This window comes from Terrabacter sp. Soil811 (genome assembly GCF_001429655.1).
Lineage (GTDB): Bacteria > Actinomycetota > Actinomycetes > Actinomycetales > Dermatophilaceae > Terrabacter.
In genome coordinates, this window is the sequence record NZ_LMSX01000001.1 from 634,385 (window position 1) to 652,176 (window position 17,792).

25 protein-coding genes are annotated in these 17,792 nt (G+C 68.8%); 4 read left to right on the forward strand and 21 right to left on the reverse strand.

Annotation, left to right across the window (positions count from 1 at the left end):
- Positions 1-11: 11 nt before the first annotated feature.
- The 19 genes from rpsH to ASH01_RS02955 form a co-directional block, all read right to left on the reverse strand.
- Positions 12-410, reverse strand: a complete 399-nt coding sequence (rpsH, locus tag ASH01_RS02865) for a 30S ribosomal protein S8 (protein ID WP_020143230.1) — start codon at positions 408-410, stop codon at positions 12-14.
- 133 nt (positions 411-543) lie between these two features.
- Positions 544-729, reverse strand: coding sequence for a type Z 30S ribosomal protein S14 (locus ASH01_RS02870; RefSeq protein WP_020143231.1), 186 nt, complete (start codon positions 727-729; stop codon positions 544-546).
- Between the two features lies 1 nt (position 730).
- Positions 731-1,291, reverse strand: coding sequence for a 50S ribosomal protein L5 (rplE, locus tag ASH01_RS02875; protein ID WP_056752812.1), 561 nt, complete (start codon positions 1,289-1,291; stop codon positions 731-733).
- A 2-nt stretch (positions 1,292-1,293) separates the two neighbouring features.
- Positions 1,294-1,674 (reverse strand): 50S ribosomal protein L24, encoded by a 381-nt coding sequence (rplX, locus tag ASH01_RS02880; RefSeq protein WP_056771076.1) that lies wholly within the window; start codon positions 1,672-1,674, stop codon positions 1,294-1,296.
- Between the two features lie 2 nt (positions 1,675-1,676).
- On the reverse strand, positions 1,677-2,045 hold the full coding sequence (gene rplN / locus ASH01_RS02885; protein ID WP_020143234.1) for a 50S ribosomal protein L14: 369 nt from the start codon (positions 2,043-2,045) through the stop codon (positions 1,677-1,679).
- Positions 2,046-2,120: 75 nt separating this feature from the next.
- The gene (gene rpsQ / locus ASH01_RS02890; protein ID WP_020143235.1) at positions 2,121-2,411 is read right to left on the reverse strand and encodes a 30S ribosomal protein S17; all 291 of its coding nucleotides are present in this window, start codon (positions 2,409-2,411) and stop codon (positions 2,121-2,123) included.
- Complete coding sequence (gene rpmC, locus ASH01_RS02895) at positions 2,408-2,776, reverse strand: 50S ribosomal protein L29 (protein ID WP_056771079.1); 369 nt, start codon at positions 2,774-2,776, stop codon at positions 2,408-2,410. Before rpmC ends, rpsQ begins: the two co-directional genes overlap by 4 nt.
- Complete coding sequence (gene rplP / locus ASH01_RS02900) at positions 2,776-3,195, reverse strand: 50S ribosomal protein L16 (RefSeq protein WP_020143237.1); 420 nt, start codon at positions 3,193-3,195, stop codon at positions 2,776-2,778. The genes rpmC and rplP overlap by 1 nt, the downstream gene beginning before the upstream one ends.
- A 2-nt stretch (positions 3,196-3,197) precedes the next feature.
- Positions 3,198-4,022, reverse strand: coding sequence for a 30S ribosomal protein S3 (gene rpsC / locus ASH01_RS02905; RefSeq protein ID WP_020143238.1), 825 nt, complete (start codon positions 4,020-4,022; stop codon positions 3,198-3,200).
- Entirely contained in the window at positions 4,022-4,390 is a 369-nt protein-coding gene (rplV, locus tag ASH01_RS02910; RefSeq protein WP_020143239.1) for a 50S ribosomal protein L22, read from the reverse strand. The genes rpsC and rplV overlap by 1 nt, the downstream gene beginning before the upstream one ends.
- Positions 4,391-4,416: 26 nt before the next feature.
- The gene (gene rpsS, locus ASH01_RS02915; protein WP_020143240.1) at positions 4,417-4,698 is read right to left on the reverse strand and encodes a 30S ribosomal protein S19; all 282 of its coding nucleotides are present in this window, start codon (positions 4,696-4,698) and stop codon (positions 4,417-4,419) included.
- A 15-nt stretch (positions 4,699-4,713) separates the two neighbouring features.
- Complete coding sequence (rplB, locus tag ASH01_RS02920) at positions 4,714-5,550, reverse strand: 50S ribosomal protein L2 (RefSeq protein ID WP_020143241.1); 837 nt, start codon at positions 5,548-5,550, stop codon at positions 4,714-4,716.
- Positions 5,551-5,578: 28 nt separating this feature from the next.
- Positions 5,579-5,878 (reverse strand): 50S ribosomal protein L23, encoded by a 300-nt coding sequence (gene rplW / locus ASH01_RS02925; RefSeq protein ID WP_056771080.1) that lies wholly within the window; start codon positions 5,876-5,878, stop codon positions 5,579-5,581.
- Positions 5,875-6,510 (reverse strand): 50S ribosomal protein L4, encoded by a 636-nt coding sequence (rplD, locus tag ASH01_RS02930; RefSeq protein WP_056771084.1) that lies wholly within the window; start codon positions 6,508-6,510, stop codon positions 5,875-5,877. Before rplD ends, rplW begins: the two co-directional genes overlap by 4 nt.
- Complete coding sequence (gene rplC, locus ASH01_RS02935) at positions 6,507-7,160, reverse strand: 50S ribosomal protein L3 (RefSeq protein WP_056771087.1); 654 nt, start codon at positions 7,158-7,160, stop codon at positions 6,507-6,509. The genes rplD and rplC overlap by 4 nt, the downstream gene beginning before the upstream one ends.
- Before the next feature lie 13 nt (positions 7,161-7,173).
- Positions 7,174-7,482 (reverse strand): 30S ribosomal protein S10, encoded by a 309-nt coding sequence (rpsJ, locus tag ASH01_RS02940; RefSeq protein WP_009775966.1) that lies wholly within the window; start codon positions 7,480-7,482, stop codon positions 7,174-7,176.
- A gap of 329 nt (positions 7,483-7,811) precedes the next feature.
- Positions 7,812-8,210: a thiol-disulfide oxidoreductase DCC family protein gene (locus ASH01_RS02945; RefSeq protein ID WP_200961744.1), complete on the reverse strand. Its 399-nt coding sequence runs from the start codon at positions 8,208-8,210 to the stop codon at positions 7,812-7,814.
- A gap of 127 nt (positions 8,211-8,337) precedes the next feature.
- Positions 8,338-9,642 (reverse strand): M18 family aminopeptidase, encoded by a 1,305-nt coding sequence (locus ASH01_RS02950; protein WP_056771089.1) that lies wholly within the window; start codon positions 9,640-9,642, stop codon positions 8,338-8,340.
- A gap of 68 nt (positions 9,643-9,710) precedes the next feature.
- Positions 9,711-10,442 carry a hypothetical protein gene (locus ASH01_RS02955; RefSeq protein WP_056771091.1) on the reverse strand — a complete coding sequence of 244 codons (732 nt, stop codon included), beginning with the start codon at positions 10,440-10,442 and terminating at the stop codon, positions 9,711-9,713.
- 181 nt (positions 10,443-10,623) lie between these two features.
- Here ASH01_RS02955 and ASH01_RS02960 point away from each other — a divergent pair, with 181 nt between their 5' ends.
- From ASH01_RS02960 to ASH01_RS02975, 4 genes are all read left to right on the forward strand, one after another.
- The gene (locus tag ASH01_RS02960; RefSeq protein ID WP_056771093.1) at positions 10,624-11,373 is read left to right on the forward strand and encodes a DUF2785 domain-containing protein; all 750 of its coding nucleotides are present in this window, start codon (positions 10,624-10,626) and stop codon (positions 11,371-11,373) included.
- A gap of 108 nt (positions 11,374-11,481) precedes the next feature.
- Positions 11,482-12,630: a WXG100 family type VII secretion target gene (locus ASH01_RS02965; RefSeq protein ID WP_056771095.1), complete on the forward strand. Its 1,149-nt coding sequence runs from the start codon at positions 11,482-11,484 to the stop codon at positions 12,628-12,630.
- Entirely contained in the window at positions 12,627-13,118 is a 492-nt protein-coding gene (locus ASH01_RS02970) for a hypothetical protein (protein ID WP_056771099.1), read from the forward strand. The genes ASH01_RS02965 and ASH01_RS02970 overlap by 4 nt, the downstream gene beginning before the upstream one ends.
- A 62-nt stretch (positions 13,119-13,180) precedes the next feature.
- Complete coding sequence (locus ASH01_RS02975; protein ID WP_056771102.1) at positions 13,181-14,011, forward strand: class I SAM-dependent methyltransferase; 831 nt, start codon at positions 13,181-13,183, stop codon at positions 14,009-14,011.
- 274 nt (positions 14,012-14,285) lie between these two features.
- On the opposite strand, the gene tuf is transcribed toward ASH01_RS02975, so the two are convergent.
- Both tuf and fusA read right to left on the reverse strand, forming a co-directional pair.
- Positions 14,286-15,482 (reverse strand): elongation factor Tu, encoded by a 1,197-nt coding sequence (tuf, locus tag ASH01_RS02980; RefSeq protein WP_020143252.1) that lies wholly within the window; start codon positions 15,480-15,482, stop codon positions 14,286-14,288.
- A 104-nt stretch (positions 15,483-15,586) separates the two neighbouring features.
- A complete protein-coding gene (gene fusA, locus ASH01_RS02985; protein WP_056771105.1) occupies positions 15,587-17,704 on the reverse strand; it encodes an elongation factor G in 2,118 nt (705 codons plus the stop codon).
- Positions 17,705-17,792: the final 88 nt, after the last annotated feature.

The following is a 17,792-nucleotide window of genomic DNA, read 5'->3' on the forward strand; positions in this document are numbered from 1 at the left end:
TCAGTGTCTCCTTACCAGACGTAGGCGAGGACTTCCCCACCCACGCCCTTCTCGTGTGCCTGGCGGTCGGTCAGCAGACCGTTCGACGTCGACAGGATCGCGACGCCGAGGCCACCGAGAACCTTGGGCAGGTTCGTCGACTTGGCGTAGACGCGCAGACCGGGCTTGCTCACGCGACGCACGCCGGCGATGGAGCGCTCGCGGTTCGGGCCGTACTTGAGGTCGATGGTCAGCGTCTGGCCGACCTCGGCCTCCTCGATCTTCCACGAGGCGATGTAGCCCTCGCTCTGGAGGATCTCGGCGATGTTCTTCTTCAGCTTCGAGTACGGCATGGAGACGACGTCGTGGTGCGCCGAGTTGGCGTTCCGGACGCGGGTCAGCATGTCCGCAATCGGGTCAGTCATGGTCATGTGGGCTCTCCGCCCTTCCTCACCGGGGTTTCGACCGGGGCTATCTGCCCGGCGACGGCTGGGCCGTCGTGTGGCCGACCTACGGTGTCAGAGGTGTGTTGGTCTTGGGGTTGCTCTGGGCTCGGGGAGCCGATTACCAGGAGCTCTTGGTCACGCCCGGCAGCTCGCCCGCGTGAGCCATCTCGCGAAGGCAGATGCGGCAGAGGCCGAACTTGCGGTACACCGAGTGCGGGCGACCGCACTTCTGGCAACGGGTGTACGCGCGGACCTTGAACTTCGGCTTCCGGTTCGCCTTGTTAACGAGCGCGGTCTTGGCCATGTCAGTTCTCCTTGAAGGGGAAGCCGAGCTGCTTGAGCAGCGCGCGACCCTCGTCATCGTTGGTCGCCGTGGTGACCACGGTGATGTCCATGCCTCGCACGCGGTCGATCCGGTCCTGGTCGATCTCGTGGAACATCGACTGCTCGGTCAGGCCGAACGTGTAGTTGCCGTTGCCGTCGAACTGCTTCGGCGAGAGGCCACGGAAGTCACGGATGCGCGGGAGGGCGATCGTCACGAGACGGTCGAGGAACTCCCACATGCGGTCACCGCGAAGCGTCGTGTGGGCGCCGATGGGCATGCCCTCACGCAGCTTGAACTGGGCGATCGACTTGCGAGCCTTCGTCACGACCGGCTTCTGACCGGTGATGGCGGTGAGGTCGCGGACGGCACCCTCGATGAGCTTGCTGTCCTTGGCCGCGTCGCCGACACCCATGTTGACGACGACCTTGACGACGCCGGGAACCTGCATGACGTTGGCGTAGCCGAACTGCTCGAGCATCGAGCTCTTGATCTCGTCCTGGTAGCGCTGCTGAAGGCGCGGCTTGGTGCTGGTGTCAGTCATTCTCAGAGGTCCTTGTCCGACTTGACCGCGACACGGACGCGGGACGCCTTCTGACGGCCATTGCGCTCGACGGTCTCGACACGCGTCTTGACGCGGGTCGGCTTCTTCGACTCGGGGTCGACGATCGCCACGTTGCTCACGTGGATCGCGGCCTCGGTGTGCGTCAGGCCACCGGTGCGGGTGCCACGGGCGGTCGCGCCGGCCTTGACGTGCTTGGTGACGCGGTTGATGCCCTCGACCAGCACACGCTGGGTCTCGGGGTAGACCGCGATGACCTTGCCCTGCTTGCCCCGGTCGCCGCCGTTCTTCTGGCTGCGGCCGGAGATGACCTGGACGAGGTCACCCTTCTTGATCTTCATCTTGCTGATGGTGGTCTTCGCCATGTTCACAGCACCTCCGGCGCGAGCGAGATGATCTTCATGAACTTCTTCTCGCGCAGCTCGCGGCCCACCGGGCCGAAGATGCGGGTACCACGAGGGTCACCGTCGGCCTTGAGGATCACCGCAGCGTTCTCGTCGAACTTGATGTAGGAACCGTCGGCGCGGCGACGCTCCTTGACGGTGCGGACGATGACGGCCTTGACGACGTCACCCTTCTTCACGTTGCCGCCAGGGATCGCGTCCTTGACGGTGGCGACGATGGTGTCGCCGATGCCGGCGTAGCGACGGCCCGAGCCGCCGAGAACACGGATGCAAAGGATTTCCTTGGCACCGGTGTTGTCGGCGACGCGCAGCCGCGACTCCTGCTGAATCACTGTCTAACTCCTGTCGTCGTGCTGGTTCTCACCGGTTGCCCGGATGAGCCTTGCCGAACGGAAATGGGGGGTGGCTTACTTGGCCTTCTCGAGGATCTCGACAATGCGCCAGTGCTTCGTCGCGGAGAGCGGACGCGTCTCCATGATGAGCACGCGGTCGCCCACGCCGGCCTCGTTCTGCTCGTCGTGCGCCTTGACCTTGCTGGTGCGGCGGATGACCTTGCTGTAGAGCGCGTGCTTGACGCGGTCCTCGACCTCGACGACGACGGTCTTGTCCATCTTGTCGCTCACCACGTAGCCCTGACGGGTCTTGCGGTAGTTGCGCTCACTCGCCTGGTCGCTCACGACCTTCTCCTGCTCGCTCATGCGTCAGCCTCCTGCGCCTTGTCAGCCTTCTTGGCCTTCTTCTCGGCCTTGTCAGCCTTCTCGGCCTTGTCGGCCTTCTTGTCGGCCTTGGCAGCCTTCTTCTCGACCTTCTCGGCCTTCTCGGGCGCCTTGGGGGCGGCGGGGGCCGAGCCGATGCCGAGCTCGCGCTCACGCATCTCGGTGTAGATGCGCGCGATGTCCTTCTTGACGGCGCGCAGACGGCCGTGGTTGTCCAGCTGGCCGGTGGCCGACTGGAAACGCAGGTTGAACAGTTCTTCCTTGGCCTTCTTCAGCTCGTCCGCCAGCTTCGTGTCGTCCAGACCACGCAGCTGCTCGGGAGCCAGGTCCTTGGTTCCGACTGCCATCAGATGTCACCACCCTCACGCTGAACGAAGCGGCACTTCATGGGGAGCTTGTGCATCGCGAGGCGCATGGCCTCACGCGCCACCGGCTCCGCCACGCCCGAGATCTCGAACATGACGCGACCCGGCTTGACGTTGGCGATCCACCACTCCGGCGAACCCTTACCGGAACCCATGCGGGTCTCGGCGGGCTTCTTGGTGAGCGGACGGTCGGGGTAGATGTTGATCCACACCTTGCCGCCACGCTTCATGTAGCGGGTCATCGCGATACGAGCGGACTCGATCTGACGGTTGGTCACGTAGGCCGGCTCGAGAGCCTGGATGCCGTAGTCACCGAAGGCGATCGTCGTGCCACCCTTGGCCGCACCGTGGCGGTTCGGGTGGTGCTGCTTGCGGTGCTTGACTCGACGGGGAATCAACATGGTCAGGCCTGCTCATTCTCGGTGCTGGCCGCGGCGGGGGCCTCGGCAGCAGCGGTCTCGTTCACTGCCGGAGCAGCGGCGGTCTCGTTGCGGTCACCACGACGGGCGCGGTTCGGACGGTCACCGCCGTCACGACGCGGACCACGCGACGGGCGCGGAGCGGCGGCCTGCTGGGCAGCGAGCTCCTTGGCCGTCATGTCGCCCTTGTAGATCCACACCTTGACGCCGATGCGGCCGAACGTGGTGCGGGCCTCGTAGAAGCCGTAGTCGATCTGCGCACGCAGGGTGTGCAGCGGGACGCGGCCCTCGCGGTAGAACTCGGTGCGGCTCATCTCGGCGCCGTTGAGACGGCCGGAGACCTGCACGCGGATGCCCTTGGCGCCGGCGCGCTGGGCGGACTGCATGCCCTTGCGCATGGCGCGACGGAACGCGACACGGGCCGAGAGCTGCTCGGCGATGCCCTGGGCGACCAGCTGCGACACGATCTCGGGGTTCTTGACCTCGAGGATGTTGAGCTGGACCTGCTTGCCCGTGAGCTTCTCGAGCTCACCGCGGATGCGGTCGGCCTCGGCGCCGCGGCGACCGATGACGATGCCGGGGCGGGCGGTGTGGATGTCCACGCGGACGCGGTCACGGGTGCGCTCGATCTCGACCGATGCGATGCCGGCGCGCTCCATGCCCTTCTCCATCAGGCGACGGATCGAGACATCTTCCTTGACGTAGTCGCGGTAGCGCTGACCCGACTTCGTCGAGTCTGCGAACCAGCGGCTCTTGTGGTCGGTGGTGATGCCCAGACGGAAGCCGTGCGGGTTGACCTTCTGACCCATCAGCGGGCTCCCTTCGTGTTCTCCGGCTGCGTGACGACCACGGTGATGTGGCTCGTGCGCTTGTTGATGCGACCGGCGCGGCCCTGGGCGCGCGGCCGGAATCGCTTCATCGTCGGGCCCTCGTCCACGAACGCGGCCGTGATGACGAGGTTGCGCTCGTCGAAGGCGACCGACTCGCGGTCAGCCTTGACCCGCGCGTTGGCGATGGCGCTCTCGAGCACCTTCTTGACCGGCTCGGAGGCCGACTGCGGGGCGAAGGTGAGCACCGTGACGGCGTCGGTGGCGGCCTTGCCGCGGATCAGGTCCACGACACGGCGAGCCTTCTGCGGGCTGACACGGACGTGCCGCGCCGAAGCCTTGGCTTCCATGACTTCTTCCTTGGATTCGGTGGCCATCAGCGACGACGACCCTTCTTGTCGTCCTTCACGTGACCCTTGAACGTGCGGGTCGGTGCGAACTCGCCGAGCTTGTGGCCGACCATCGACTCGGTGACGAACACCGGGACGTGCTTGCGGCCGTCGTGGACGGCGAAGGTGTGGCTCAGCATGTCCGGGCTGATGACCGAACGACGCGACCAGGTCTTGATGACGTTCTTGGTGCCCGCTTCGTTCTGGGCGTCCACCTTCTTCTGAAGGTGGTCGTCGATGAAGGGGCCCTTCTTCAGGCTACGAGGCATTCCAAAGGCTCCTTATCAGCGCTTCTTGCCAGTACGGCGGCGACGAACGATGAGCTTGTCGCTTTCCTTGTGTCCCTTGCGGGTCCGGCCCTCGGCCTGACCCCACGGGCTGACGGGGTGACGTCCACCGGACGTCTTGCCCTCACCACCACCGTGCGGGTGGTCGACCGGGTTCATGGCGACACCACGGACGGTCGGGCGCTTGCCCTTCCAGCGCATGCGGCCGGCCTTGCCCCAGTTGATGTTGCTCTGCTCGGCGTTGCCCACCTCGCCGACGGTCGCGCGGCAGCGCGCGTCGACGTTGCGGATCTCACCGGACGGCATACGCAGCTGGGCGTAGGGGCCGTCCTTGGCGACGAGCTGCACGCGAGCACCCGCGGAGCGGGCGATCTTCGCGCCACCACCGGGCTTGAGCTCGATCGCGTGGACGACCGTACCCACCGGGATGTTGCGCAGCGGAAGCGAGTTGCCCGGCTTGATGTCGGCCGCGGGGCCGTTCTCGATCGGGTCGCCCTGCTTCAGCTTGTTCGGAGCCAGGATGTAGCGCTTCTCGCCGTCGGAGTACTGGACGAGCGCGATGCGCGCGGTGCGGTTGGGGTCGTACTCGATGTGAGCGACCTTGGCCGGCACGCCGTCCTTGTCATGGCGACGGAAGTCGATGACGCGGTAGGCACGCTTGTGGCCACCACCGATGTGACGCGTGGTGATGCGGCCAGCGTTGTTGCGGCCACCCGTCTTCGACAGGGGGCGGACGAGCGACTTCTCCGGGGTGGAACGCGTGATCTCGACGAAGTCGGCGACCGACGAGCCACGACGGCCCGGCGTGGTCGGCTTGTACTTACGGATACCCATGTTCGTGTGTCCTTATTCTTCGTCGATCTCAGGCGCCCGCACCGAAGATGTCGATCGTTCCCTCGCGGAGGGAGACGATCGCACGCTTGGTGTCCTTGCGCTTGCCGAGGCCGAAACGGGTGCGACGGGTCTTGCCCTGACGGTTCAGGGTGTGGACCTTGTCGACCTTGACGTTGAAGATCTGCTCGATGGCGATCTTGATCTCCGTCTTGTTCGCACGGGGGTCGACGATGAAGGTGTACTTGCCCTCGTCGAGCAGACCGTACGACTTCTCGGAGACGACCGGCGCGATCAGGATGTCGCGGGGGTCCTTGGTGTGGATGCTCACTTGGTGGCCTCCTTGTCGGCCTTGTCAGCCTTCACGGGACCGGCGACGAACGCGTCGAGGGCGGCCTGGGTGAAGACGATGTCGTCGGCGCACAGGACGTCGTACGTGTTGAGCTGGTCGGCGACCAGGACGTGGACGTTCTGCAGGTTGCGGACCGACTTGAACGCCACCCCGTCACCGCGCTCGAGCACGACGAGCAGGTTGGGGCGCTCGGTCAGACCGGCGAGCAGCGCGGCGGCGTCCTTCGCCGAGGGCAGGTCGCCCGAGACGATGGAGTCGACGACGTGGATGCGGTCGAAGCGGGCCCGGTCGGAGAGGGCACCGCGCAGGGCGGCGGCCTTCATCTTCTTGGGGGTGCGCTGCGAGTAGTCACGCGGCTGCGGGCCGTGGACGACGCCACCGCCGGCGAACTGCGGGGCGCGGGTCGAGCCCTGACGGGCGCGACCGGTGCCCTTCTGGCGGTAGGGCTTGCGCCCACCGCCGCGGACCTCGCCGCGGGTCTTCGTCGAGTGCGTGCCCTGACGAGCGGCCGCGAGCTGCGCCACCACGACCTGGTGGATCAGCGGGACGTTGGTCTGGACGTCGAAGATGTCAGCGGGAAGCGTGGGGGTCTTCGTGGCCATGTGGATCATGCACCCTTCGCAGCCGTACGGATCAGGACGATGCCACCGCGGGGGCCGGGAACGGCACCCTTGATGAGCAGGAGGCCCTTCTCGGCGTCAACGGCGTGGATCTGGAGGTTCTGGGTCGTCTGGCGAACGCCACCCATGCGACCAGCCATGCGCATGCCCTTGAAGACACGGCCCGGGGTCGAGCAGCCGCCGATGGAGCCCGGCTTGCGGTGGTTGCGGTGCGAACCGTGGGAGGAGCTGACGCCGTGGAAGCCGTGACGCTTCATGACACCGGCGAAGCCCTTGCCCTTGGTCGTGCCCGTCGCGTCGACGCGCTGGCCGGCCTCGAAGGACTCGGCCGTGATCTCCTGGCCGAGCTCGTAGGCGGCGGCGTCGGCCGTGCGGAGCTCGACGAGGTGACGGCGCGGCGTGACGCCGGCCTTCTCGAAGTGGCCGCTCATGGGCTTGTTCACCTTGCGCGGGTCGATCGCACCGAAGGCGATCTGGACCGCGGAGTAGCCGTCGGTCTCGTCGGCACGCACCTGCGTCACGACGCAGGGGCCGGCCTTGACCACGGTCACGGGGACGAGCTTGTTGTCTGCGTCCCACACCTGGGTCATGCCGAGCTTCTCGCCGAGCACGCCCCTGACGTTCTTCTGAGCAACAGTCATCTCTACAACCGCCTCAGAGCTTGATCTCGATGTTGACGTCCGCCGGCAGGTCGAGACGCATCAGCGAGTCGACGGCCTTGGGCGTCGGGTCGATGATGTCGATGAGGCGCTTGTGCGTGCGCATCTCGAAGTGCTCGCGGCTGTCCTTGTACTTGTGCGGCGACCGGATGACGACGAAGACGTTCTTCTCCGTCGGCAGCGGGACGGGTCCCACCACGGTCGCGCCGGCGCGCGTCACTGTGTCAACGATCTTCCGCGCCGAGTTGTCGATGACCTCGTGGTCGTACGACTTCAGCCGGATGCGGATCTTCTGTCCCGCCATCTGATGAACGTCTCTCTCTCGCTTCTGACTACCGGTTCCCTTGGCCATCCGACCCCCGAGGTCGGGCGTGTCGCGCCCGCTTCGCGGTGAAAGGTGCGCACCTGAGTGCCACTTTCGTGTGGATTGCCCGGCCGAACCGGGTAACTTGCGCTTCCCTCGGGCCTCCGAGAGGAGTCCGGGCGAGTCCCCGTCAGGAGGCTCTCAAGGGGCGGCGGCACCGACATGGGTCAGCGACGCGCGTCAAGCAACCTGAACAGTGTGCCAGAGCGCGCACCGCACTATCAAATCGAGCCGGGCCGTCACTGCAGGGCCGTGCACGTGGCGCGTCGTCAGGCGGCAGGGCGGGCGCACGCGGCGGTGCCACCCGGCAGCTGGTGCCGGTGCGCGGCAACCCAGCGGTAGGCCTTGGCGGCCACCCACGAGATCCCCGGCGCCATGAGGAGGTGGCCGGCAGGTCGCCAGGCCGGGGCGCCGTGGGTCGCGGCGCTCGCGATCGCGCGGTGACCCGACAGGACGCGGCCGTCGGCGGTGATGAACTGGGCCGCCTCGTCACAGTCCTGCGCGGTGAGTCCCACTGCGGCGAGGTCGAGCGACTGCCAGGGACGCACGTCGTAGCGCTGGCGCCGGTCGACCCATCGCTCGATGAACCGCACGCTGCGCGTGCAGAACCCGCAGTCGGCGTCGTAGACGAGGGTCGGCCGGTCCGGCACGACGAGCGTGGTCTCCACGCCTTGATCATCGCACCCCGCAGCAGCAGGTCCGCACGGAGCCACCCCGGCCGAGGACGTATGCCGTCGCGCCCGGGTGGCCACGGACCGTCCCGCGGGAGCGTGCTGCGACTCCCCCGCCGCGTGCTCAGGCGGGGGCGAGGAACGCGCTCAGCGCTCCGGCATACATCGCCGGGTCCTCGGCCCCCATGAGCTCGCGCGTGCTGTGCATCGACAGGGCCGCCGCCCCGAAGTCGACGGTCGTCGCGCCCGTCAGGGACGACGTCACCGGCCCGACCGTCGACCCGCACGGCAGGTCGCTGCGGGTCACGAAGGTCTGCATGGGGACGCCGGCCTGCTCGCAGGCGAGGCGGAACGCCGCCGCACCGACCGAGTCGGTCGCGTAGCGCAGGTTGGTGTTGACCTTGAGCACGGGTCCGCCGTTGACGCGGATCTGGTGCATCGGCTCGTGGCGGTCGGCGTAGTTGGGGTGGGTGGCGTGGCCCATGTCGCCGGACGCGATGACCGTCGCTGCCAGGGCGCGCCAGTAGTCGTCGCGGGTGCCGCCGCCGGCCGTGACGATGCGTTCGAGCACCGAGGGCAGCAGCGTCGAGGTGGCGCCGCGCTCGGACGTGCTGCCGATCTCCTCGTGGTCGAAGAGCACGAGGACCGGCACGTGGGCGGGCTCGGTGGCCACGGCGTCGAGCAGCGCCCGCACACCGGCATACGACGTCGCGAGGTTGTCGAGGCGCGGGGCCGCGATGAGCTCCCGCGCCCGACCGAGGCGGGTGGACGGCTGGACCGGGTGGGTCATGACGTCCCACGACAGCACGTCCTCGCGGTCGACCCCGACCTGCTCGGCGAGGTAGCCGACGAAGTCGCCGGGCTCGTCGCCGACGCCCCAGAGCGGCTCCATGTGGGCCTGCTTGTTGAGGGTGAGCGCCTCGTTCTGGGTGCGGTCGAGGTGGATGGCGAGCTGCGCGACGCGCAGCAGCGCGTCCCGCCCGTGGAAGATCCGCGACTCGACGCCGTCGGCGCCGCGCACGGCGACCCGGCCGGCGAGTCCGAGGTCGCGGTCCAGCCACGAGCTGAGGATGAGGCCGCCGTAGGGCTCGATGCCGAGCATCTGCCAGCCGGCGCGCGCGTGGTCCGGGTTGGGCTTGACGCGCAGGTTGGGGCTGTCGGTGTGGGCCCCGACGACGCGGAAGCCCGCCGCGGGACCGGCCCCGGCCCCGTGCGCGCCGGTGGTGTCCCAGGCGATGAGCGACCCGCCCCGCACGAGGTAGCGCCGGCCCGGCTCGGTGGGCCACGGCTCGGTCTCGACGACCTCGGTGAAGCCCTCCGCGACGAGCCGCGCCGCCGCCTGCTCGCACGCGTGGAACGGCGTCGGTGAGGCGTCGACGTAGTCGATGAGGCCCTGGGCTTCGGTGTCGGTGTCGAACGAGTGCGCCATGGCTCCCGACCCTATCCGCCGGTCGGCCGGCGGCTCGGGTCGGGCCGGGCCGGAGGGGGCGCGCGGGGTCAGGCGCGGCGCAGGGTCCGCAGGATGCCGTCGGCGATGGCGTCGGCGGCATCCCAGTCGGAGGCCGAGACGGTGATGTAGGTGACGTGCCCGTCCAGCTGGACGGCGAGGGACCGGCTCGCGACGATCATCGTCGCGAGGGGCACCCGCGACTTCGCGACGAGGGCCTCGCCGACCGCCGTCGTCGTGCGGTCGACGCGGTCGACCGAGGCGCCGGCCAGCTCCAGCTGGGAGCGCAGGTCGGCGGCACTCGGCAGACGGGTGCCGGGTGTCGGGATGACGGACACGTTGTCGGCGAACCCGTGGCGCGGGCGGCCCATGACCATGACGTCGATGGCGGTGCCGACCCGCCTCATGAACTCGTCCGCGGTCATCCCGGACTGCTCGGCGAGCGTCCGGAACGAGTCCGGCAGCACGGAGGCTCCGGCGCGAGTGGCGGACGACGGGTCGATGGCCTGCCACCCGTCCGGCACCTCGAAGGACAGGCCCGCCCTCCGAGCCATGACGCGACCCGCGACGACCACCGGCGCGGCAGGGTCCGACGTCGCCGTGGCCACGGTCGCGGCCGGCGTGGCGGGCGAAGGGGTGGTCGGGCCCGGGTCGGTCGGTGCCCGGGGCGTCAGGTCACCGGTCGACGGACCTGCTGGCGATCCCGCCTGAGGCAGGGTGAAGGCGGAACCGCCGTCCTTGGCGCACCCGGACACGGAGAGCGCCAGCACGACGCCGAGCACCGAGGCCCACCGGCTCCCTCTCCCACGGCCGGATCCCCTGCCACCTGCCGGACGGCGGGTGCGGCGCGCCGACACCCTCTCCCCTGTCGAGACCCTGCGGCCAGTCATACGGCATCGGCGCACCGGCGGCAACGAACGTCGGCGCGGCCACGCCGTGGGGGCGAGTGGCAGGATCGCCCGCATGCCCGAGACCACGCTGCGTTCCCTCGTCGACGACCTGGCCTCCCCCGACCCCGCGGTGCGGGACGACAGGGCGTATGCCGCCCTGGCGCGCCTCGTGCAGGAGGGCGCCCTCGGCGCGGACGACCGCTCGTGGCTCGCCGTGGAGATGCTCGAGCGGCTCGACCACTCACGGGTGGAGGCGCGCGCCTTCGCGCCGCTCGTCCTCGCCGCGCTCGTCTCCGCCGGCGACTTCGAGCAGGGCTGGGTCGAGGACGTCACCCGGTGGTACGTCTCCGAGCAGGACCTCCGGGGGCACGACCCCGTCCTCGGGTGGGTGCACGCCGTCGCGCACGGCGCCGACTTCTTCGGGGCGTGTGGCGCCGCCGGTGTCGGCGACCCCGCGGCCCTGCTCGACGCCCTGGGTCTTCGGCTCGTCGCACCGACGACGTCCGTGTGGCGCGACCAGGAGGACGATCGGCTCGCCTGCGCGATCGCCCTCGTGCTGACCCGCGACGACGTCGACGAGGCCACGGCCATCGGGTGGCTCGGTCACTCCCGCGCGATGTTCGCAGCGGGATCTCCGGGCCCGGTGCCCGCCGAGGCGAGCAACACGATGCGGACGCTGCGCTCGCTGCACGTGGCCCTCGATGAGCAGGTGCTCCGGGACGGTGAGCCGGTCGCCGTGCCGCACGCGGAGCCGGTCCGACGCGAGATCGCCTCGCTCCTGGCCGATGTGACGCCGTGGTTCTGGCGGCCGCGGACCGCCTGAGACGGGGAGAGCTCCCCATTGGCCGAGCCGGCCCACCCTGCCTAGGGTTTGGGGAGCGGCCACGCCTCGGTCGCCACGGACGCCGACAGCTCGGGGAGGGCATCAGCCGTGGTCGTGTACAAGAAGGGCGCCGATCCTGACGTCCTCGATCGCAGCGCCGGCGAGCTCGACCGCTTCGCGGGCGAGTGCCGGGCGGTACGCAACGCCGTCGACCACGCGTTCGGCGCGCTCGGAACCGCTTGGGGCGGAAGGGACTTCGACTCCTTCCGTGGCGACTGGCGGTCGTCCGCCCCCAGCATCGACGCACTGGAGCGCGCCCTGCACGGCCTCGGCGCGAAGCTGCGCGAGAACGCCGCGAAGCAGCGCGGTACCAGCGGGAACGGCGGTGGGACAAGCGGATCCGGCGGCACCGCAGGCGGAGTTCCCTTCGGCGCCGGCGTCCCGATGTCGTTCGGTCCCACGCCCTCACCGTCGCCGGGACCCGCGCCCACCCCGTCCTCTCCTCCGCCACCTGCCACGACGGGCACGGGTGGCCCCGTCGACGGCTACGACTTCGGTGAGCCGACGAAGCCCGACATCGACTGGGACGAGGGGTTCGAGTACGGCTCCAAGGACTCGAACTGGCACGACCACATCGCCAAGCTCGAGTGGATGGCGAAGCTCGAGGGTGGCCGCATCGTCAAGTCGGACCTCGACGACGCGACGGCGATGTATGCCCACTACTGGGACAACAACGGCGAGCCGATGCGGTTCGACTACGAGGAGGGCTACCAGGAGGACCCGTCGATCGCGGCCAACGTCAACTCGGAGGTCGCCCGCACCGCCGCGGCCGTCGACGAGATGGTCCGCAACGGCAACTCGCACTTCAGCATCACCGGGGGCGCCCACCCGGCGACCGCCTACCCGACGACCGAGAACTGGCAGAAGACGATCGGCGGCTACCAGCAGTGGAGCAGCGCCGACGTCACCGCCCTGAACGGCCAGGTCTCGATGCAGGTCACCGTGCACGCCGAGGACCACTACAACTTCAACCCCGACCAGTCCGACATCGCGAGCGGCGCCGGCGACAACGAGAACGGGCGTTTCACCGAGATCGGCTGGGCCAAGCCCTTCCCGTCGAGCGGCGACGTCACGCGTACGATCACGTGGCCGGTCGGCTCGCCGCCGCCGAGCATCGACGTGGGACCGGGGGATGTCGAGCGCACCCCGGGCCTGGGTCGGGAGGACCGAGCCGACGAACGAGGGAGCAGCCGATGAGGACCCGCCCCGCCCTGGCCGCGCTCGCGGCCGCACTGACCGTCACCGTCACCGCGGGGTGCAGCACCGACCCCACCCCCGCCACCGACCGCACGAGGAGCACCGTGAGCAGCGCGACCAAGACCGGCACCGGAGACGTGCGCACCGACCTCGAGCCGCTGACCAGGCGCTTCAGCGCGCTCGGCACGCCGGTTTCCGCGACGTGGATGTCGGGGACCCTCGGCGGCGACGCACCGGGACCGTCGACGTACTGGATCGACGCCGTCGTCGAGGTCACTCCCGAGACGGCGACCACCCTCCGCGCAGCCTCCCCGGAGCCCACCACGGAGACCCCCGACGTCGAGGACGGCGTCCGCTCCGCCCTGCCGTCGGGTCAGCTGCTCCGCTCTACCTCGCTCGACGCGCTCTTCGCCCAGGGATCCTTCCGCGCCAAGGCCTACCTCGCCGCCGACTCCGACACCGTCGTCCTCGTCGCCCTCGGCCAGTAGCTCCTCCGGATCGGCGGCCGCGCAACCTGCCGGCCGGCCCCCGCGAGGAGGACCATCGGGCCATGGACCCCTCCGAACGCCGCGCCGGCGTCGCCGCGCTCTTCGACCAGCTCGCTCCCGGCTACGACCGCAGCGGCGTGCCGTGGTTCGGGCCCATCGGTGCCCGCCTCGTCGAGCTGACCTCGCCCCGCCCCGGTGACCGCGCCCTCGACGTCGGCGCGGGTCGCGGAGCCGCGACCTTCCCGCTCGTCGACGCCGTCGGGCCAACCGGCCACGTCACCGCGGTCGACCTCTCCGCCGCGATGCTCGACCAGCTGCGCACCGAGGCCGAGACCCGAGCGGTCAGCACCCTCGACACCCGGACGGGTGAGGCCACCCCGGACACGATGCCGCCCGACACCTTCGACGTCGTCACCGCGTCTCTCGTGCTCTTCTTCGACCCCCAGCCCGCCGAGACCCTCGGCGGCTGGATCGCCCTCCTGCGCCCCGGCGGTCGTCTCGGCCTGTCGACCTTCGGTCCCACCGACCCTGCCTGGACGGCCGCCGAGGCCGTGCTCATGGCGTATGCGCCGCCCCAGGTGCTCGACGCCCGCACCACCGGTCGGACCGGCCCCTTCGCCACCACGGACTCGGTGACCGCGCTCCTCGAGTCCGCAGGAGCCACCGACGTCGACAGCCACGACGAGCCGCTCGACGTCACCCTCCCGGACGCCGCCGCCTGGCGCGCCTGGACGATGACGCTCGGCATGCGCCAGTTCTGGGCCTCCGTCCCCGACAGCGAGCTCCCGGACGCCATGGCCCTGATCGCAACCGCCCTGGAAGCGGACCGGGGCGACGACGACCAGCTGCACCTCACCCAACAGGTCCGCTACACCACCGCCACCAGACCCTGACCTCCGAGCGAGAGGCAGCCGTGCGCGCCCGAGGGTGCCCGCGGCATACGGAACCGAGGAGCGGGACGCTCGACGGCGCGAGCGGCATCGGCGGCGGCCGACGGCCGACGGCATACGAAAGCGCAGTGACGCTGGTAGCGGCCGCCGACGCTCCACGCCGCTCCGGCCGTCGGGCGTTCCGCGACCGCGTGCCCTCGGGACAGCGGTAGGGCCCGCCCCGCCGAAGCGGAACGGGCCCTACCGGAACTGCAGGTGAAGCTGGTGCTGCGTCAGATCACTTGATGATCTTGGTGACGCGACCGGCGCCGACCGTGCGGCCACCCTCACGGATGGCGAACTTGAGGCCGTCCTCCATGGCGATCGGCTGGATGAGCTCGACCGTCATGTCGGTGTTGTCGCCGGGCATGACCATCTCGGTGCCCTCGGGCAGGTGCACGACACCCGTCACGTCCGTCGTACGGAAGTAGAACTGCGGACGGTAGTTGTCGTAGAACGGCGTGTGACGGCCGCCCTCGTCCTTCGAGAGGATGTAGACCTGAGCCTCGAAGTCCGTGTGCGGGGTGATCGAGCCCGGCTTGCAGATGACCTGCCCGCGCTCGACGTCCTCGCGCTTCGTGCCACGAAGGAGCAGACCGACGTTCTCACCGGCGCGACCCTCGTCGAGGAGCTTGCGGAACATCTCGACGCCCGTGACGGTCGTCTTGGCCGGCGGACCGGTGTGGATGCCGACGATCTCGATCTCCTCGTTGACCTTGAGGATGCCGCGCTCGATACGACCGGTGACGACGGTGCCACGACCGGTGATCGTGAAGACGTCCTCGACGGGCATGAGGAACGGCTTGTCGACGTCGCGCTCGGGCTCCGGGATGGAGTTGTCGACGGCGTCCATGAGGTCGAGGACCGACTGGCCCCACTTCTCGTCGCCCTCGAGCGCCTTGAGCGCCGAGACCTGCACGACCGGGAGGTCGTCGCCCGGGAACTCGTACTGCGACAGGAGCTCACGGACCTCCATCTCGACGAGCTCGAGGATCTCCTCGTCGTCGACCATGTCGGCCTTGTTGAGCGCCACGACGATGTAGGGGACGCCGACCTGGCGGGCCAGGAGGACGTGCTCCTTCGTCTGCGGCATGGGGCCGTCGGTGGCGGCGACCACGAGGATCGCGCCGTCCATCTGAGCCGCACCCGTGATCATGTTCTTCACGTAGTCAGCGTGGCCCGGGCAGTCGACGTGGGCGTAGTGACGACCCTCCGTCTGGTACTCGATGTGCGCGATCGAGATCGTGATACCGCGCTGGCGCTCCTCGGGAGCCTTGTCGATGTCCTCGAACGCGAACTGGGGGTTCAGGTCGGGGTACTTGTCGTGCAGAACCTTGGAAATCGCAGCCGTCAGCGTCGTCTTGCCGTGGTCAATGTGACCGATGGTGCCGATGTTGACGTGCGGCTTGGTCCGCTCGAACTTTGCCTTCGCCACTGTGGTCCTCCTCAGGACTATCTCGTGTTACGCCGTACGACCAGGGCAGGACGTGGCGCTGTTGGGGTGGTTTCCGATGGAAGAGACTACGGGATGTCCCGCAGTCACTCCCCGCGGGTCTTCTTGATGATCTCCTCGGCAACGGCCTTGGGGACCTCTGCGTAGGAGTCGAACTCCATGGAGAAGCTCGCGCGGCCCTGCGTCTTGGAGCGCAGGTCGCCGACGTAGCCGAACATCTCGGACAGCGGGACGAGGCCCTTGACGACCTTGGCGCCGCTGATGTCCTCCATGCCCTGGATCTGGCCACGGCGGGAGTTGATGTCACCGATGACGTCGCCCATGTAGTCCTCGGGCGTACGGACCTCGACGGCCATCATCGGCTCGAGCAGGACGGGGTCCGCCTGCCTGATGGCCTCCTTGAGGACCATCGAGCCGGCGATCTTGAACGCCATCTCCGAGGAGTCGACGTCGTGGTAGGCGCCGTCGTTCAGGGTCGCCTTGATGCCCACGAGGGGGTACCCGGCGAGCACGCCGTACTGCATGGCGTCCTGGATGCCGGCGTCGACCGACGGGATGTACTCACGCGGGACGCGACCACCGGTGACACCGTTGACGAACTCGTACATCGAGCCGTCCTCGGTCTCGCCCAGGGGCTCGAAGCTGACCTGGACCTTGGCGAACTGGCCCGAGCCACCGGTCTGCTTCTTGTGCGTGTAGTCGTACTTGAGCACGGCGCGGCGGATCGTCTCGCGGTAGGCCACCTGCGGCTTGCCGACGTTGGCCTCGACCTTGAACTCGCGCTTCATGCGGTCCACGAGGATGTCGAGGTGCAGCTCGCCCATGCCGGCGATGATCGTCTGGCCGGTGTCCTCGTCGTGGTGGACCTGGAAGGTCGGGTCCTCGGCCGAGAGCTTCTGGATGGCCGTGCCGAGCTTCTCCTGGTCGCCCTTGGTCTTGGGCTCGATGGCGACCTGGATGACGGGGTCCGGGAAGGTCATCGACTCGAGCACGATCTGCTCGTTGATGTCCGACAGCGTGTCGCCGGTCGTCGTGTCCTTGAGGCCGATGGCCGCGTAGATGTGGCCGGCGAGGGCCTCCTCCACGGGGTTCTCCTTGTTGGCGTGCATCTGGAAGAGCTTCCCGATGCGCTCCTTGCGGCCCTTGGTCGAGTTGATGACGCTCGTGCCCGAGCTGATGTGGCCCGAGTAGACGCGGATGAAGGTCAGCGTGCCGAAGAACGGGTGCGTCGCGACCTTGAACGCCAGCGCGGAGAAGGGCTCCTCGGTGGACGGCGCACGGGTCAGCTCGACGGCCTCGTCGCCCGGCTTGTGACCGATCATCGGCGGCACGTCGAGCGGCGACGGGAGGTAGTCGACGACGGCGTCGAGCATCGGCTGGACGCCGCGGTTCTTGAACGCGGAGCCACAGAAGACCGGGTAGAGCTCGGAGTTGACCGTGAGCTTGCGGATGCCGGCCTTGAGCTCCTCGGGGGTCAGCTCCTCGCCACCGAGGTACTTCTCCATGAGCTCGTCGTCGGACTCGGCGACGCGCTCGACGAGGGCCATGCGGTACTCCTCGGCCTTCGCCTGGAGGTCGGCAGGGATCTCGGCGATCTCGTACTTGGCACCCATGGTCACGTCGCCCTTGGCGTCGCCGGGCCACACGAGGGCACGCATGTAGACGAGGTCGATGACACCGAGGAAGTCGTTCTCGGCACCGATCGGCAGCTGCATGACGAGCGGCTCCGCACCGAGGCGGTCCTTGATGGTCGCCACGGTGAAGTAGAAGTCGGCGCCGAGCTTGTCCATCTTGTTGACGAAGCAGATGCGCGGCACGTCGTACTTGTCGGCCTGACGCCACACCGTCTCGGACTGCGGCTCGACACCCTCCTTGCCGTCGAACACGGCGACGGCACCGTCGAGGACGCGCAGCGAGCGCTCGACCTCGACCGTGAAGTCCACGTGTCCGGGGGTGTCGATGATGTTGATCTGGGTGCCCTCCCAGAAGGAGGTCACGGCGGCAGACGTGATCGTGATGCCGCGCTCCTTCTCCTGCTCCATCCAGTCGGTCGTCGACGCACCGTCGTGGGTCTCACCGATCTTGTGGTTGACACCGGTGTAGAAGAGGATGCGCTCCGTCACCGTGGTCTTGCCAGCGTCGATGTGCGCCATGATGCCGATGTTGCGGACCTTGTTGAGGTCCGTCAGGACGTCGAGTGCCACGTCAGGTTTCTCGTCTCATTCGTCGTGGAGTGAAAATCGTGGGCGCCGTGGGCCCCGTCATGTGACGGGGCGGGCGCGTGCCCGGCGG

Excerpts from the sequence above, each read along its gene's own strand:
- rpsJ (WP_009775966.1), bottom strand. The coding sequence starts at position 7,482 with ATGGCGGGACAGAAGATCCGCATCCGGCTGAAGTCGTACGACCACGAG.
- ASH01_RS02960 (WP_056771093.1), top strand. The coding sequence starts at position 10,624 with ATGCCCGAGACCACGCTGCGTTCCCTCGTCGACGACCTGGCCTCCCCC.
- rpsH (WP_020143230.1), bottom strand. The coding sequence starts at position 410 with ATGACCATGACTGACCCGATTGCGGACATGCTGACCCGCGTCCGGAAC.
- rplV (WP_020143239.1), bottom strand. The coding sequence starts at position 4,390 with ATGGAAGCCAAGGCTTCGGCGCGGCACGTCCGTGTCAGCCCGCAGAAG.
- rpmC (WP_056771079.1), bottom strand. The coding sequence starts at position 2,776 with ATGGCAGTCGGAACCAAGGACCTGGCTCCCGAGCAGCTGCGTGGTCTG.
- ASH01_RS02870 (WP_020143231.1), bottom strand. The coding sequence starts at position 729 with ATGGCCAAGACCGCGCTCGTTAACAAGGCGAACCGGAAGCCGAAGTTC.
- rplP (WP_020143237.1), bottom strand. The coding sequence starts at position 3,195 with ATGTTGATTCCCCGTCGAGTCAAGCACCGCAAGCAGCACCACCCGAAC.
- rpsC (WP_020143238.1), bottom strand. The coding sequence starts at position 4,022 with ATGGGTCAGAAGGTCAACCCGCACGGCTTCCGTCTGGGCATCACCACC.
- rplX (WP_056771076.1), bottom strand. The coding sequence starts at position 1,674 with ATGGCGAAGACCACCATCAGCAAGATGAAGATCAAGAAGGGTGACCTC.
- rplC (WP_056771087.1), bottom strand. The coding sequence starts at position 7,160 with ATGACTGTTGCTCAGAAGAACGTCAGGGGCGTGCTCGGCGAGAAGCTC.
- rpsQ (WP_020143235.1), bottom strand. The coding sequence starts at position 2,411 with ATGAGCGAGCAGGAGAAGGTCGTGAGCGACCAGGCGAGTGAGCGCAAC.
- ASH01_RS02975 (WP_056771102.1), top strand. The coding sequence starts at position 13,181 with ATGGACCCCTCCGAACGCCGCGCCGGCGTCGCCGCGCTCTTCGACCAG.
- ASH01_RS02970 (WP_056771099.1), top strand. The coding sequence starts at position 12,627 with ATGAGGACCCGCCCCGCCCTGGCCGCGCTCGCGGCCGCACTGACCGTC.
- rplE (WP_056752812.1), bottom strand. The coding sequence starts at position 1,291 with ATGACTGACACCAGCACCAAGCCGCGCCTTCAGCAGCGCTACCAGGAC.
- ASH01_RS02950 (WP_056771089.1), bottom strand. The coding sequence starts at position 9,642 with ATGGCGCACTCGTTCGACACCGACACCGAAGCCCAGGGCCTCATCGAC.
- rpsS (WP_020143240.1), bottom strand. The coding sequence starts at position 4,698 with ATGCCTCGTAGCCTGAAGAAGGGCCCCTTCATCGACGACCACCTTCAG.
- rplD (WP_056771084.1), bottom strand. The coding sequence starts at position 6,510 with ATGATCCACATGGCCACGAAGACCCCCACGCTTCCCGCTGACATCTTC.
- rplB (WP_020143241.1), bottom strand. The coding sequence starts at position 5,550 with ATGGGTATCCGTAAGTACAAGCCGACCACGCCGGGCCGTCGTGGCTCG.